The sequence below is a fragment of the Bradyrhizobium sp. HKCCYLS20291 genome, assembly GCF_051167715.1.
Taxonomy (GTDB): Bacteria; Pseudomonadota; Alphaproteobacteria; order Rhizobiales; family Xanthobacteraceae; genus Bradyrhizobium.
The window spans coordinates 393142-410792 of record NZ_JBNPTO010000006.1 but is presented as its reverse complement, the minus strand read 5'-3'; the positions used below and the strand labels follow the sequence as shown (position 1 = coordinate 410792).

The following is a 17651-nucleotide window of genomic DNA, read 5'->3' as shown; positions in this document are numbered from 1 at the left end:
TGATCACTCATACCAGGCCCGCTTCGCGAATTCTTTCCCAACGTCCAATGAAGCCCCTCACAAGCCGCAATAATAGACTCACCGAGGACTATCCCCATGTCGAACATGATATTATACCGTATCCGCGGACCGACCCAGGGTGGACTGTATGTGAAGTATGAGCGATCAACTTCTCCAACGCTGTCAACAGACAACAGCAATCCAGCGTAGCTACACCCCCATTTATTCATGGATTCTGCGCCTCTTTGGTCAGTTGAGATCGCGACCCAGAAGTTTCTCTTCAACCAATGCCCGAAGTCCGATGCACGTTGTTGCCTTACGTGCATGAAGTATTCAAAATTTTCTTCTGCCTTCGCCCGAGATAAAAAATACTCCTCAGACTTGTGCGGAGGATCGTAGACTGGGTAGTCGCGCGAAACGTGACTTAGGTAGATATCCCTGAGTACAACGAGGGGGGGGCGCATTTCTTCTCTCACTGGACGTCAATTTAGACCTACGGCTTGTCCATTCATGAACAGCGGCAAATGGACGACGCTTATCGAAAGGTAAGTAGTCCAAAATTCAGTAAGGCGATTATCGCTCCCTCCCCGCTTCCTTCACCGCCTGGACCACCGGCGATAACAGATACTCGATCACGCGCCGCTCTCCCGTCTTGATCTCGGCTGACACGCGCATGCCGGGACGGATCGGCTCGTGGCGGCCGTTCACGGCGATCCAATCCTGCAGCAGGGTCACCTTGGCGGGATAAGACAGTTCGGGCGGCGCGCCGGGGCTCATCGGCGCGCCCTGGGTCATCAAGGCCGCAGCGCTGCCGGGCGGCGCATTCGGCGAGGTCGCCGCGTCGCGGCCTAGCTTGCGGACGCGGCCGTGCACGAGGCCGAAGCGGGTGAACGGGAACGCCTCCAGCTTCACCTCGGCGTCCTGGCCTTCCGCGACGAAACCGATGTCCTTGTTCTGGATCAGGCAGTCGACCTCGATGCCGGTGCCGTCGGGCACGATGGTCATCAGTGTATCGGCCGTCGTGACCACGGCGCCGGGCGTATGGATCTTCAGCCCCTGTACGGTGCCGTCGACGGGTGCTGCGAGCCGGCGATAGCGCTCCTTCTGCCGCGCTTTTGTGATGTCCTGATTGAGTTGAGCGACCTTCTGCAGCGCCTTGGTGCGGCGGTCGGTGGCATCGGCCATGTAGCCGGCCCTGGCCTCGGCGAGCTTGGACTGGATCGAACGGCGCTCGGCCTTGAGCTGATTGACGTTGTGCTCTGCTGCCTTGAGCTCGGCGCGCTTCTCGACCAGCGCCTGCTCGCTGTCAAGAACCGGTGGCCGGGTGCCATATTGCTTGTCGTAGAGGCCCTTCGCAGTCTCGTTCTTCTCCTGCAGCAATGGCAGGGTCAGCCGGGCGCGTTCGATCGCGGCGTCGTTGGATTCGAGCGCCGCCTCCTTCTGTGCGATGTCGGCTTCGAAGCCCGCGATCGTCGCCAGATGCTTTTCGATCTCGCGCTGAGCCTGACTGTGGCTCTGCTCGATCATCACAGGGTCGGCCTCATCAGGCCCGCGGAACGGCTCGTCGACATTGCGGGTCAGCAGCACCCGCGCCACCTCGGCGTCGAGCGCGGCCTGGGCGCGATTATAGATCAGGGCATCGAGATCGGCGCGTGCCTCGGTCGGATCGAGATCCACCAGCAATTGCCCCGACACGACATGATCGCCCTCGTCGACATGGATGGCGCGGATCATCGCCGTTTCCAGCGGCTGCACCACCTTGACCTGGCCGAGCGGGACCACCTTGCCCTCGGCGACTGCGACCATGTCGATATGCGACAGCGAGGCCCAGACCAGAGCTGCCGTCACCAGCCCGCACAGCGCCCATGCCGTGAAGCGCAGGGTCGGCGACAGCGGTGTCTCGATCAGCTCGATCGCAGCGGGTAGGAACTCGCGCTCCTCGGCGGTCAGCCGTGGCGCCGATTTGACCAGACGCAGCGAAGGCTGCGCAGCGCGCGGAGTATCCGGTTTCGGGGGAGCCTCATTCGGACGCAGGGGAATCGGCTGCACCATCGCGCTCACCCTGCCGCCTGGCGCACGAGATTGGCATAGAGGCCATCGTGACGCATCAGCGCCTCGTGGGTGCCGGCCTCCGCAAGCTGGCCGCGCTCCATCACCAGGATGCGATCAGCCGTGCGCACGGTCGACAGCCGGTGCGCCACGATCAGCACAGTGCGTCCCTGGCAGATCGAGCGCATATTGGCTTGGATCACCCGCTCGCTCTCATAGTCGAGCGCCGAAGTCGCCTCGTCGAAGATGAGGATGCGCGGGTTGGTAACCAGTGCCCGGGCAATCGCAATTCTCTGGCGCTGGCCGCCTGACAGGTTGGCGCCGCGCTCTTCAAGAATAGTGTCGTAGCCGTGCGGCAGTTCGAGTATGAACTCGTGTGCGCCGGCCAGTTGCGCCGCGTGGATCACCCGCTCCAGCGGCATCGAGGGGTCGACCAGCGCGATATTCTGCCGGATTGAGCGGTTGAACAGCACATTCTCCTGCAGCACCACGCCGATTTGCCGCCGTAGCCAGGCCGGATCCAGAAGGGCGATGTCGAGCCCATCGACCATGACGCGGCCGCGCTCAGGCATATAGAGCCGTTGCAACAGTTTCGTCAGGGTCGACTTGCCGGAGCCGGAGCGGCCGACGATGCCCACCACTTCGCCGGCGCGGATCTCCAGCGAGAGGTCGCGGAGGATCTCCGGCGCGCCGGCGCGATAGCGGAACACGATGTTCTCGAACCTGAGATGGCCCTGGATCGGCGGCAGGTTCTGTTTGGCGCTGATCGCATTGGGCTCGGTCGGGGTGTCGATGATGTCGGCGAGCCGCTCGATCGAGAGCCGGAACTGCTGAAAGTCCTGCCACAGCTGCGCCAGGCGCAGCACCGGCCCCGAGATCTGTCCCGCCAGCATGTTGAAGGCCACGAACTCGCCGATGGTGAGCTGGTTCGACATCACCGCCTGTGCCCCGAACCACAGGATCGCAGCACTCGTCACCTTGTTGACGAGGCCGACCAGCTGCGAGCCGGCGGCCCCCAACGTCACCACCCGCAGCGAAGAGCCGATATAGCCGGCGAGTTGCTCGTCCCAACGCTGACGCATTTGCGGTTCCACCGCACAGGCCTTCAAGGTTTGAATGCCGGCAAGGCTTTCCACCAGGAGAGACTGATTGGCCGCGCCGCGCTGAAACTTCTCCTGCACCCGCGCCTTCAGGATCGGCGTGACCGCGATCGAGATCACCGCATAGAAGGGGATTGAGATCACCACCGCCAAGGTGAGCGGCGGGCTGTACCAGAACATCACGGCCAGAAAGATCAGGCCGAACACCACGTCGATCACAAGGGTGAGCGCCGAACTTGTGATGAACTGGCGCACGTTCTCGAGTTCGCGCACCCGGGCCACGGTCTGGCCAGTGGCCCGGCTCTCGAAATAGCCGATCGGCAGCGCGATCAGATGTTTGAACAGCTGCGCACCGAGGATGGCATCCATCCGGCTCGTGGTATGCGCGAAGGCGTACGTGCGCAGCCAGTTCAGCAGCGCATCGGCGAGGTTGACGACCAGAAGGCCGACCACCAGCACTTCCAGTGTGGTGAGGCCGCGATGCACCAGTACTTTGTCGATCACGACCTGGAAGAACAGTGGTGACACCAGCGCCACGAGCTGGATGAACACCGAGAGCACCAGCACTTCGGCCAGCACTTTCGAGAACCGCTTGACCACGGGGACGAACCAGCGCAGCCCGAAGCGGTGAACCTCGCCGGGAAGACGGTCCCGCTTGGCAACCAGCACCATCTCGCCGGTCCAGGCTTCCGCCAGTTGCTCCAAAGTCCACGCGACCGGCGGCCCGCCGGAGTGGCCGATGAGAACTCCGGTTTCGATCAGGCGCCCGATCACGAAGAATGCGCCATCGCGACCACACGCGATCACCGGCAACGGCAGCGATTTGATCCGCTTAACCGAGGAGCGGCTGACGCGAGCCTTTAGTCCCTGCGCCCGCGCGATGCGGACGAGGTCATTGGAGTCGGACGGCCCACCGTCCGTCAGATATTCGCGCCGCGCACGATCATGATCGAACGCTTCCCCGGATAGCGCCAGAACCAGCCCAAGACAACCGAGGCCCGCATCAGCGAGCGCCGGCGCTGCCGATACATGCTGATCGCTGGCAGTGTTCCCAGCAGCCGCCATCAGTCCGCTCCCCGTGCCCGCCAGTCCCCCTGGCGATCCAGCGGGGGCCACACCCCGATTGACAGCACAATTCTCACGATGGGCGCAACGACATGAAAGTACTACATCGAACCCTCACTTCACGATTGATAGACTCGCGCACAGGCTCGAAACACCAGGCACTCGTCGCCAAAAAAGAGCCCGCGGAGAGAATAGCTTAAGTCCAGGTGGTGGATGGACGTGAACCGTCGCCGATGAGTTCGCGATGCGATTTCCAGGACGGCAAGAGTTGCGGCCCGGGATGGCCTGTGGCAGTGTTGCTACGTGTTTCTGCTCGCGGGATTTTGGGGCTCTACTAACGCACGAAGGCCGTCTCCACAGGTGGTAGTCGTCGGGAGAAAAAGCGCGGATGAGGGCGATGAGACGCCCCCCTGCCGTACCCTCGTTCCGAACCATGTTCGTATGTGATGTGTGATGCCCTTCGCGCCAACTAGGCATTGATCGCTCGGTACTCAGATGAAACTAGTCGGTCAGAGAGGCTTTGCGTCATTGCGCAACGGCGCGCTCGATACTCAATTCGATGGAGACATCCACGCTTGGTTTCGCGCGCTGCGCGAGATTCCGACCGGAACCATGACGGAAGGCGACTTCAAAGCCTGGGTCGAGGGACCGCTGCGGGATTTTTTTCCCTTCGACAGGTTTTATGGAGCTTATGGGCGCCTATCGGTCCACTCCATTCATACCCAATCATGCGTTTCGTCCGGACATGGACCTGAGTTTCTCGCGAGCCGCCCACCGGTACTCGCAATAGGAGCACGAGGTTGCATTCAGTGGTGGCTCTCTCATCGAAGGGCCATTGTGCTCGATAAGGGCATCGCGACAAATGCGGCGGGCGCACAAACCGGACCCACTGAGGTGGAAATCGATGACATAAGCCGGTTCTCGTTGGGAGCCCTTGCCCAGCACATCATCATTGATCCAGTTACCAAGGCCGGCATCTATTTTGGGTTTTCAGGTGTCCCAAACAACAGGCTGAACCACACCCTTGCTGCACTCGAACTTATCGCGCCAGTCCTATTTTCGATGTATCTTCAGACCAAGCCAATAGCCGAACCAGCAACCGGGCTCTCGTCACTCACGGACCGGCAGCGCGATCTGGCAGATCTCGCGGCGCTCGGGTTATCCGACAAGGCCATTGCATCGCGTCTCGGAATATCCGCAAACACGGTTGGAAACCACTTTCGGGCCATCTATGCAAAGCTCGGTATCCACAAGCGCAGTGAAGTCATTGCGCTGCTGAAATGATAGCGTCGGGCATCCGAGGTCGGACGACCTCGCGAGGCAAATGCTCATTAAAACACCTAAGATCAGGTGCTGCCAGAGTAACAACAAGAGCGCGCTCATTCTTGCGATTGGGGCAAGGCGAACAGCGCAGCAGATCATGGCTCTCCGCAGCGCAGCGCGGCCCGGCTTCAGGTATTCCCGGCGCGCGCGATCGATGTCGAACGCCTCGCCCGCAATAGCCAAAACCAGTCCCAGACAGCCCAGTCCCGTGTCCGCAAGACCGGAACTGTTCACTTGCTGGCCGGCGTTGCCCCACGTCCGCCATATCTTCCCATCCACCGCAATTTTTGCGCGAGTGTTTGCTAAATCGCGCTCAACCCCATGATCAGTGTTACACCCTCCGAGACTAGATGTTTCTCAACTGTCAATGCAGACATATATGAAGACAGGAGAGACAATACTTAGCCATCAACGCGCAACCGCAAACTGCACACCGCAAACGCTTGCCAGTAAAACGCGCAGAACACCTCTCAAAAGTTGCGAATCAGGAACTCGCCTGCGGGACAATCTCGACGGTCTGCCTGCCCTGTGCAGTCCACCGATGCATCTTGTAAATCTGACCTTTCAGTGCGGTTTCGCCAAGTTCCTTCAGCGCGAGCTCCTGCTGTCCAAACGGAGCGTGCAAGTCGATCAGCCAGAGCCGGTCGCCACTCTTCCAGTCGGTTGGCGCAAGCCGCGGGTTGGGCTCCTGCAACCGTGCTTCTGCTTCTTCAGAAAGGTAGGCCCACGCCGCGAATGCGACGATGTGATTGCCGGCCCGAAACAGGCGATACTGATTCAAAAGGATCGGCGGCAGGACCATCCACTCGAGGTCCGCGAGAAAAACGTGCCGATAGCGGGGCATGTTCATCATCAGCCACACAACCTGGCCGAGCACCGCATCGGGCGGAGGATTGCGCGGGATGTTCGGCGAACTTGGCTGCCCCGGGCCTTCGCCGACGCCTCCAGGTCCCTGTGAGTTGCCACCGCCAGATTTAATCTCGGCCGTTCCGGTCATAAGCCACCTCTTCTCTTTGGACGACCTATAATGAGCACACTCGCCAACGTAAAGCCGCGGGCTGGCGCGCCGAAGCCGCTTTAGCGTGCATACGCTCGGGCGCTACGCCTACAAACCAGATTCGCGTATGCGTTGTTATGGAAGAAGCGGGCGTGTGGGTTGAAAGCGTACACCGGATCACGAAAGATCCCGATTCTAGCAGATCGGGATCCTCTTCAAACGTCGAATCTCATGCTGTGCCTGTTGAGCAGCTCCGATCCGCTTCAGACTAGGTTTGACCGTGCCAAGCGGCCGCGAGGCTCGACTGGAGAGTGGCAGCATCTGCGATCTGAGCCGCTGACTGACCAGCGAATGCAGCAGAGGAGCCTGACATGGTGGCCATCGCCTGAGTCAGCCGAGCAAGCGTCGCCTCAATTCCGACATTTGTTGACAGCGTCTCCGGGATCTGTATTCCGCCCGAAGCACAAGGGCCGGCCATTTTCCCAACTGGAGGATCCACCACCAATGTCCCGCCGCCTCCATCACTCATCAGATTGAACGCCGAGTTGGTATAGTCACCTATCAGCGAAAGCTGTGCGACATGACCCATTCCGTCACTGACGGTCAGGATTCCCCCCGCAGTGTTTCCGTTGAAAGTCTCAGCAGCCGAGCTGAAGGCCATATCGCGCAGATCGATAGCATTAGAATGTGCTAACGTTCCGTCCCCGCTGAAGCCCAGAATCTGGCCAGTGAACTGGTTCGAATGATCAATGATCAATCTTCCAGACGCCGCTCTGAACGAAACAATGCTGGAGTCGCCACCAGAAATTTCCAACGATGCTCCAGGGTCGATCACAGCTGCCTGTACCAACTGAGGCAGTGCAATATATTGATAGGACGTGACCTCGATCACAGAGCTCGGCGTTCCCAGTATGCCATCCTGGTTGATGTCTTGTCTGAACAAGAGCTCGAAAGACTCGATCTCGGGGTTCGATCCGGGGAGGAAACTATTGGGGGTAAGCGTCGAAACGTAGTTTCCAATGCTGTCTACGTACCAAATACTGTATGCGCCAGTTTTGCTGTCGTTCCAGAGGACGTCAAAGCCACCGGCAACGGCGACCGCGCCTACGGCAGAGACGCTGGCCCCGAACTCACCGAGCGTAACAGCCGCCCCTTGGTAACGAAGAGATAAGCCGCTCGAGATCAATCCTCCTGCCATGACGTTGTTCAGCGTGTATCCGTTGCCAAGCTGGGCCAGGACGACATCCCCGGTCCACGACGACTTGCCTGAGTCCAGGCCAACGATGCCATCGCCGTTGATGTCCTGCTGGAATGTAAGCTCGAAGTTTTCGAGCAATGGATCTGATGGACGCTCAGCAGGCAGCAGGGTCGCGACATATTTGCCGGACGAATCCACACTCCATATATTATAGATGCCCGCGCTCGTATTCCTCCAGACCACGTCGTAGCCGCCCGAAACCGCTTCGGCTCCGACCAACACCCAACCCTGCCCTGCGAAGTAGCTCAGGCTGGCGGCCGCTCCCGAGAATTGAAGCACCTGGGTTACACCCGTGGCGTTCGACTTGAGGAGGAAGTTGTCGCCGACCTGAACAAGGCTCGTCGCACCTTGGGCTTCGATCACGGCTCCTGTTGCGCCGATCATCCCATCGCCGTTTAGATCTTGCTGGAATATCGCTTCAGCCGACTTGACCGCGATACTGCCGGAAGCCGCCGAGACCAGCAATCCGGTGTAGTTCCCATTGCTGTCCACATCCCATATGTTGATGAGACCTGCACCGGCATTCTTCCAAGCAACCTTGTACCCGCCAACGACGGCTTCGGCACCGATAAGTACCCAGCCTTGACCAGCAAAGTAGCTGACGCTGGCTGGCGCCCCCGATGACTGCAACTCACGAGCGACGTCGAGGGCGTTGGACTCGATGACGTAATTGTCACCAACCAGAACGACCTCTGTTGACCCGAGCGCCTCGATCGTTGTGCCAACCGGACCGATCACGCCGTCGCCATTAATGTCCTGATGGAACGTGGGCTCGTACTGTTCGGTCGCGGCATTGTTCGGGGCTGGGGTCGCAATAGTGCTGACATAGCTGCCATTCACGTCTACGCTCCAGATTGACATGATACCCGCACCCGTATTGCGCCACGCGACTTCGTACCCCCCCGCGACTACTTCAGCTCCGACAGCGACCCAGCCCCCATTTCGCAGCGATGTGGCGCTCACCGCAGCACCAGACATCGTGAGCTCACGCGTTACTTCTCCTGAACTCAAGACAACCAAGAAGTTGTCGCCAACCTGTACCAACTTTGTCGACCCGACGGCCTCGATCGTCGTCCCGACCGGACCAATTGTACCATCTCCGTTGAGATCCTGATGGAAGACGGATTCATATTGCTCCAGGGCGGCATTACTGGGAACCACCGACGGAATGGCATTGCTGACATAGTTGCCGCTGCCATCGACAGTCCAGATCGTCATTACCCCAGCACTGGCGTTTCGCCATGTGACAAGATACCCTCCCGTCACCGCTTCCGCACCGATCACACTCCATCCCTGACCGATCATGTTGCTCGCACTTACGGCGGAGCCAGAGTAAAACAGCTCGCGTGCTACATCGCCGGACATGGAGGTCAGGACATAATTGTCGCCAATCTGCACCAGCTTGGTTGACCCGAGGGTCTCGATCGCCGTCCCCCCCACCAGACCAACCGTGCCGTCTCCGTTGAGATCCTGATGGAAGACGGGTTCATATTGCTCCAGGGCGGCATTACCGGGAGCCACCGATGGAATGGCATTGCTGACATAGTTGCCATTGCCGTCGACAGTCCAGATCGTCATCACCTTATTACTGGTGTTTCGCCACGCGACGAGATACCCCCCCGTCACCGCTTCCGCTCCAATCACGCTCCATCCCTGACCGATCATGTTACTCGCACTCACGGCGGAGCCAGAGTAAAACAGCTCGCGTGATACATCGCCGGAGATGGAGGTCAGGACATAGTTATCGCCAACCTGCACCAGCTTGGTTGACCCGAGGGTCTCGATCGCCCCCCCCCCCACCAGACCAACCGTACCATCTCCGTTGAGATCCTGTTGGAAGACGGGTTCATATTGCTCCAGAGCGGCATTGCCGGGAGCCACCGACGGAATGGCATTGCTGACATAGTTGCCGTTGCCGTCGACAGTCCAGATCGTCATCACTTTAGTACTGGCGTTTCGCAACGCGACGAGATACCCACCTGCCACCGCTTCCGCTCCGATCACGCTCCAACCCTGACCGGTCATGTTGCTCGCACTCACGGCGGAGCCAGAGTAGAACAGCTCGCGAGCTAAATCGCCGGATATGGAGATCAGGAAATAGTTATCGCCAACCTGCACCAGCTTGGTTGACCCGAGGGTCTCGATCGCCGTCCCCGCCAGACCAACCGTACCATCTCCGTTGAGGTCCTGATGGAAGATGGGTTCATACTGCTCTAGGGCGGCATTAATGGGAGCCACCGACGGAATGGCATTGCTGACATAATTGCCGCTACCGTCGACGGTCCAGATCGTCATCACCCCAGCACTGGCGTTTCGCCACGCGACGAGATACCCTCCCGTCACCGCTTCCGCTCCAACCACGCTCCACCCCTGGCCGGCAAAATAGCTTGCACTCGCCGGAGAACCTGAGAACTTCAGAACATTTGGCGATGCTCCGGAGTTCAACTCAAGGAAGAAGTTGTCGCCGACCTTCAACAACGTCGTCGATCCCAGCATCTCAACGGTCGTTGCGACCGGCCCGACACGGCCGTCGCCATCGATGTCCTGGTTGAAGAGCTTTTCGTATTCCTGGATCAAAGGATTGGCGGAAGCCAGCGCTGCGTTTCCGGTAAGCGTCGACACATAGTTGCCGCTACTGTCCGCGTACCAGACCTCATAGGCTCCGGTATCCATATGTTTCCACAGGACGTCGTAGCCGCCCGCGACCTTCGCGACATTGATCGGGGCGACGGCGCCGAACTGACCTGACGTGACCGCGTTGCCTTGATAGCGCAGCAGAGGTCCATTGAAGTTCACGTCGTCGACGAAGAATAAATTCCCGACTTGCGCAAGAAGCGTCAACCCATTCGCGCGAACAATCTCAGACGGCAGCGCGATCTGCCCATCGCCATTCAGGTCCTGTCGAAGGACAAGCTCAAGCTGTTGAAGCTCGCGGCTCGTCCCAGCTACCCAGCCCGACGTGAGCTGGGACACGTAGTTACCTGAACTGTCAACGAACCAGCCGCTGTATTGAGTTGCTCCAAGATCTTTCCAGATGACGTCATAGCCACCGTTCACAGCGATTGCACCAATCGGCACAACCGTCGCTCCGAACTGGCCGGTTGAAACAGCGCCGCCCTGATACCTGAGCTCTGGCCCTACCCCCGCATCATAGAGAAAGTAATGGCTCCCCACCTGTGCAAGCGTCGTCTTGCCATTGAGCTCGATGACCTTCAGAGCATTTGACGATACACCTCCGGACTGGGCGAGCAGCTGAGCCGCATCGTTAGCAATATCCCCCCAAGGTGACGATGCCGGAGGCAAGGTCACACTTGGAGACAAGACCCAATTTGACCCTTTGTAGATTACCCCACGATCATAGTCATACATCGATCCAAGCTGATCAAATAGCTGCGATAGGTTGACAGATCCCGACCACACTAGCGGCGGCGGCGATCCACTTCGATATACATTAGATTGAGCGCTCGCATACGTAAACGTCGTTAAAATCTCACCAGCAATGGTTTGCTGACTGGATGCGATTATGTTTGAGCCGGTTGCACCAGGAAAATAATTGTTCTTCCAGCTATTCCCATCGTCGTAAACGCCAAGCTGACTGACGATTACACCCTGAACGTTGTACGTATTTTCAACCGTTGACCAACCAGTCACATTGTCCGGATCGTAAAAGACCCTTGTAGCGGTGCCATCGTCGCTTAGCGTATAGCCGCTGAGCATCTTGCCAGCGGCGTTGTAAGTAACAGACTTCATCGACCAAGGCTGGTCTCCTGCCGTGTCGTAGACGGTCGCTGTCGATCTCCCATCTCGGTATTTGACCGCCTGCGCCTTTGCGTTCCCATTTGCTGTGTAAGTGGTCGAGGCGTAACTCCAGCTTTGAGTGCCGCTATCATCCCACACCGTTAATGTTTCTGTTCCGTCCTGATAATTCTTCACGCGCGCGGCCTTTTCCGCGCCGTTCGCGCTCGCTTCACCCACAGCCTTGGATGTGACGTTGCCGGCCGAATCGAGATCGGACGTTGTCGTGATCAGACTGCCGTCGATGCGGGTTACCTCGACTGCCACCGAATCGAACCAACCGGCGTTTGTGCTGTCTGCCTTAATGGTCTTGGTCAGTCCGTCCGCACTGATCGAAGTCACGACATGCTTCGTCACGTGCGTTGCCGGATCGACGGTTATCGCATCCGTCACCAAGCTTCCATCGATTCTCCGAACGGTTGTCGCGTGCACGTTGAAGTTGCTGGTTCCCGTCGTGTCCTCATCGACGGTCTTGGTCAGGCCGTCGGCACTCACCGTCGTTTTGGTCTGGCTTAGGAGCTTGTTGGCCGAATCTCGGTTCTGAACAAGCGTGACCGAACTCCCATCCGCGTTGATCGTGGTCTGCTCCGTTCGATCCATATAGGTGTGACCAGGCGTCTGCTCCTGCAGAGTCTTCGACCTGCCATCCGCGCTCGTCGTCGTGACGCCCTGCTGATAGATGGTATTGTCACTGTTGCGATCCGTAACGATCTCCGTTGTACTTCCGTCAGCGTTCTTGACGATCACATCGCTCCGGGTCCGGTCGGTAACGCCCGAGCCGGTGAACTGCCAGCGGGTGGTCGTCGTCAGACCATCGGCACTGACGTCGATGATGGTCCGGTCAAGGACGGCACCAGACGAGCTGAGATCCGTGATCAACTTGTTCACGCTCCCGTCGACTGCAGTCGTATCCGCCTCTGACTGATCGACGATCCCGTCGCCATCGGCGTCTCGCAGAGTCGTGACGGTGCGGTGATCCGCGCTCGTGGCCTTTATCGATCGATCGATCAGATTGCCGTGGCCGTCCTTCTCCGCGACGGCTTCAGTGCTGCTGCCGTCGGCGTTGCCGACCGCGATGACCGACCGAGTCTTGTCGACGACACCATCAGCGTTGGTATCGTATGAAATCGTCTGCTGCTGCCCATTCGCACTGGTCGTCGTGACGAGGACGGATTCACCGGCTGCAGTCACCGTTTCCGTGGTGCTGCCATCGGCGTTGAGAACTGTGATATCAGAGAGCGTCTGGCTCCCGATTGCCCCGCCGGAGACCCACTGCGTGGTCTTCGACAGGCCATTGGCGCTCGTCGTTTCGACGAAGCTTTCTACGAGCGCGCCATGCACATCATACGTAGAGGTTGTCTGGACCCTGCTCCCATCGGCATTCAGAACGGTGATACTGCTTTGTGTCTCGTCCACAGATCCGTCGCCGTTGAGGTCCCATTGGGTAAGCTTGCTCAGCCCGTTGGCACTCGACGACGTGATGACGCGATCCCTCAAGGTCGTGCCCGAGAAGTCGCTCGTAGTTTTGGTCCTGCTTCCGTCGGCGTTCAGGACCGTCACGTCCGTTCTGGTCTGGTCGAATGTATTTGTACCCGTCGTATCCCGCTGAGTGGTGACCGACAGCCCGTTCGCGCTGGTCGTGACGATCGCCCGATCCTTGAATGTGCCGTCCGACTTGAAGTCGGCGACCGTCGAGACGGTGCTCCCATCGGCATTGACGACCGTCGTCACGGATTGATCAATCACTCCGTTGCCGTCGACGTCGCGGCTGACCGACTTCGTTCTTCCGTCGGAACTGACCGACGTCATTATCTTGCGGCGAGGCGCGCCTGTACCGGTCGTGTCGGTCACCGTTTCCGTGCTGCTGCCGTCGGCACTCAGCACAGTCACATCAGTCTCGATCAGGCTAAAGCTTCCTGCACCTGTCACGTCCTCCTGCGTCGTCTTGGACAGGCCGCTGGCACTCGTGGTGATGACCGCCTTATCGATCAAGCCGCCGCTGGAGTTTAGATTGGTGATGGTCTCGGTCCGGCTGCCGTCCGCATTCAGCACCGTGACATCGGTCCTGGTCTTGTCGACCAATCCATCTCCGTTGCTGTCGTACTGCGAGATCACGGACAGACCGCTGGCGCTGGTCGTCTCGATCAGGCGGTCCTTCAGCAAGCCATTGGCGGCGTAATCTGACGACGTCTTGACGACGGCGCCAGATGCAGCGCGGAGATCGACTTCGGTCTGGTCCGCCCTGCCGTCACCATCGGCATCGACCGACGTCGTCACCGTACCGCCGTCAACGGACGTGCTAACCACCCGCTTGTCCAGCAGCGCGCCGCTCGCGCTGAAGTCGCTCACGGTCTCGGTCCTGCTGCCGTCGGCATTCAGCACGGTGACGTCCGTGCGGGTTTGGTCGAAACTCCCGGACCCCGTCCTATCCGTCTTGGTGGTGACCGACAATCCGCTCGCACTCTTGGTCACGACCGTCTTGTCCAGCAGCGCTCCGTTGGCCGCCAAATCGACGATCGTCTCCGTGCTGCTGCCATCGGCGTTCAACGCCACGACGTCGGTCCGCCGCCGGTCGAAGGTCCCGCTTCCCGTGCTGTCCTGCTGGGTCGTCACCGACAGGCCGTTCGCGCTCTTGGTGACGATGGTCTTGTCGAGCAGCGTACCATTGGCGCTGAAATCGCTGACAGTCTCCGTCCTGCTGCCGTCGACGTTCAGCACCGTGACGTCGGTGCGGCTCTGGTTGAACACGCCCGATCCAGTCGTATCCTTCTGCGTTGTGACGGACTGGCCGCTCGCACTCGTGGTCACCACCGTTCGATCAAGCAGCGCGCCTGTCGCAGCGTAGTCGGCCACGGTCGCCGTCGAGCTGCCGTCAGCGTTCAGAACCTTGGTGATCGTCTGGTCGACATGGCCGTCACCGTCTGCATCGATCTGTTGCGCAGTCGTGCGCCGGTCAGAACTGATCGTCGTGACCGTCTTCGCGCGCAGCGAGCCGTTGCCATTCGTTGCCGTCAAAGTCTCCGTGCTGCCGCCGTCCGCGGCCACAGCCGTGACATCGGTCTCAATGCGGATGAAGGAGCCGGCCCCCGTCGGATCGAACTGTGTGGTCTTGGACAGGCCATCGGAGCTGATCGTGATAACCGTCCGATCGAGCAGGTTGCCGTTAGCGCTGAACTCGGCAACCGTCTCGGTGCTGCCGCCTCCACCATTGAGCACCGTCACGTCGGTGCGGCTGCGATCCGCGGCTCCATCTCCGTCGACATCAGCCAGCGTGGTGACCGATCGGCCATCGGCGCTCGTCGTGGTCACTGTCCGAGACCGGAGAGAGTCGTCATGATTGTACAACGACACCGTATCGACGCTCGCCCCACTCGCATTCAGGGCCACAGTCTCAATCGCGTCCCAAGCACCGTCACCATTAGTGTCGGCCTGGGCGGTGAACGTCTTACTATCCTGGCTGCGAGTCGTCACAGTCTTGGCGCGCAATGAACCGTCCGCGTTTCGGCTCGTCACGATCTCAGTTCGGCTGCCATCGCCATTCACGACGGTGACATCCGTCGTCGTCTTTTCGAACACTCCGTTGCCGTCGGCATCGGTCTGCGTCACCTTTGATAGACCGTCCGCACTTTGCGTCGTCAGAACCTGGTCCCGTAGCGAGCCATCGCCGTTCGACTCGCGCTGAGTGGACAAGGTGCTCCCATCGACGTTCACGACGATGGCATCGAGTCTTACGAGGTCAACCGACCCATTGCCGTCCGCATCGACCTGTCGGGTCTTGGTGCGGTGGTCAGAACTCGTGAACGTGACCGTGCGCTGGCGCAGCGATCCGTCCGTATTGCTATCCGTGACCGTCTCCGTCCTGCTCCGGTCGGAACCAACCACCGTCACGTCAGTCTCGGTCAGATCGAAGACGCCACTTCCGGTCGAATCGACCTGCAGCGTTTTGGATAGACCATCGGCGCTCGTCGTCGAAACGGTCTTTGCTTGGATGGATCCGTTCGCGCTGAGGTGCGAGACGGTGACGGAGAGATCACCGGCAGCATTCCAAGCGTCATTTTCGGTTTGATCGAACGTCCCGCCACCGGTCGTGTCCCGGCCGATCGTGATCGTCTTGAGATCAGCACTCGTCGTCGTGACCGTTCTGCCCAGAACGTGCGAACCTGTACCTTGGAAACTGGTAACCGTCAGCGTTGTGCTACCGTCCGCGTTGTGGGTCGTGACATCGATCTCGGTTACGTCGACAACACCGTCACCGTTGCTATCGCGGCGGATTGTGACCGCCGCTCCATCGGCGCTCGTCGTACTGGTGGTCTCCTGCGCCAATGAGCCGGCACTGCTGTAGGCCTTGTTGTCGATCGTCGTCGAGCCATCTGCGCCGGCGCTCACGGTCTTGACGACCCGGTAGCCGCTCGCATCGTACGAAAAGGTCACGTCAGCGGCTGTACCCGTGGTACCGTCCGCCCTCGTGTAGGTAGTCGTACCGTTGATCGACGAGCCGTCAGACAGCTGCCGCTTTTGATTGTTGCCGGTGAGATCGATTGAGGTGATCCCAAGCTGCTGAAGGGTCTCGAGCTGCGTCGTACCGTCGGCATTCGTGACCAAGACCTTGAACTTGGTCCAGTCGGTATCTCCGGCGTTGAGCTTGCCATCGTGGTTGGTGTCGAACACATCGAGCAGCGCCTCCATATCGGAGGTCGCCGTCGGATCCCACAGCGTGAAGTTGACCTGGTTGGCCTGGTCGATCACGCCATTGCCGTTGAGGTCGAGCACCAGCACGCCATTGCCCGCGCCAGCCCACGCCGTCGCATGCTGGTAGCCATCCCCCGCCATGTTGAAATACTGATTCGACGTCCCTCGTGGCGTGACATGGATACCCTGCCCGGTCAGATCGAGAACGACAGGATAGCCGCCGTAGCCGCCGCCCGGCGTTCCACCTCCAGGCGTCCACCCTCCAGGTGTCCACCCCGACCCGCCGCCTGGCCATCCCGATCCGCCACCACCAGGCCAGTCGAAGCCACCCCAGCCACCCGCGCCGCCGATATTGACAGGAGACGACTCTTGCCAATCCACAATGTCCGGAGCCCGGCCATCAAGACCATTGTCGAAGGTAAGCCTAGTCGAGGTCTCCCAAGGATCGATCTGGGACGAATTCGAGATGCCGTCGTAATACTTGGCGATGACGTCGTTGACGCTTCTGACGTCATTTGTCGCGCCCTGAAGCTGTTGCTCCAGCTCACTGCCTGAGAAATCAGAAAACTGCCGATTGCCCTGCAGATTGGGGATTCCAGCGAGATCGGATGCAACAGCGCCCCCACCGATGATGTCGCCCGCATCAGCTAACCTCGTATCAGGTGCTATCGTTCTGCCGAGGTTGTCGCTCCCACTCTTTCTGAATCCACCAAGAACATCTGATTCAGCGGGAGTGAAGACCTGACCTCCTGGGTTCCGATTTTCGGCGGCAATGCCTGTCAGAGGCAAGTTCATGTATTGTCGCGCGACATCAGGCAAGCCACCGATTCCGCGGCCGTCCCCGATCTGGGGTGGTTCGAGGAGATAGCTTTGCGCAATATACATTAGGCCACCAATACGATCGGTGCCGCTGATAGTGTAGTCACTTGTGCTGTCGTTTAATGCGTAATTCGTCAATGGGCTTGTCCACCAGCCAGACATTGGTGGCTTAGTTTCCAGCTTAGTTTCCAGCCAATCCGAAACGTAAGCTACCCAACTGCGGATATCGGAATTCGTGAACGTAAAGGTAGCTGCTCCGCTAGCACCTACATTGGCTGCGCCCCCAACTTGGGTTGCCACTAGCTCCCCCGAGGTATTGAAGCTCTGGGACTTCGATATTCCAATAGAAATGTTAGCGGTCCCACCGAGGCCGGTCGTATCGCCCACAGTCTTTCCAGGGGCAAGAAATACCACTTCCAGCGCAACCGGCTTGCCAAAGCCCTCAACCGATGGGCCTGCACCAAAGATCCCGGTGTAGGTAATCATAGGCTGGCTATTCCAATAGTTGGCCGGATAGATCGCAATCGCTCCACCCGCCATTATTTCTCCTGGCCAG

General features: G+C 59.4%; 5 protein-coding genes. 1 reads left to right on the top strand and 4 read right to left on the bottom strand.

The window, feature by feature from the left end; translation table 11 throughout:
* Positions 1-573: 573 nt before the first annotated feature.
* Positions 574-2052 carry an HlyD family type I secretion periplasmic adaptor subunit gene (locus ACQR07_RS16895; RefSeq protein WP_434903347.1) on the bottom strand — a complete coding sequence of 493 codons (1479 nt, stop codon included), beginning with the start codon at positions 2050-2052 and terminating at the stop codon, positions 574-576.
* 5 nt (positions 2053-2057) lie between these two features.
* Entirely contained in the window at positions 2058-4214 is a 2157-nt protein-coding gene (locus tag ACQR07_RS16890; RefSeq protein ID WP_434903346.1) for a type I secretion system permease/ATPase, read from the bottom strand.
* Positions 4215-4709: 495 nt separating this feature from the next.
* On the opposite strand from ACQR07_RS16890, the gene ACQR07_RS16885 reads away from it, so the two are divergent.
* The gene (locus ACQR07_RS16885) at positions 4710-5498 is read left to right on the top strand and encodes a response regulator transcription factor (protein ID WP_434903345.1); all 789 of its coding nucleotides are present in this window, start codon (positions 4710-4712) and stop codon (positions 5496-5498) included.
* A 523-nt stretch (positions 5499-6021) separates the two neighbouring features.
* Here ACQR07_RS16885 and ACQR07_RS16880 read toward each other — a convergent pair.
* Together ACQR07_RS16880 and ACQR07_RS16875 are read right to left on the bottom strand one after the other, a co-directional pair.
* The gene (locus tag ACQR07_RS16880; RefSeq protein ID WP_434903344.1) at positions 6022-6534 is read right to left on the bottom strand and encodes a toxin-activating lysine-acyltransferase; all 513 of its coding nucleotides are present in this window, start codon (positions 6532-6534) and stop codon (positions 6022-6024) included.
* Between the two features lie 268 nt (positions 6535-6802).
* A complete protein-coding gene (locus tag ACQR07_RS16875) occupies positions 6803-17635 on the bottom strand; it encodes a hypothetical protein (RefSeq protein ID WP_434903343.1) in 10833 nt (3610 codons plus the stop codon).
* Positions 17636-17651: the final 16 nt, after the last annotated feature.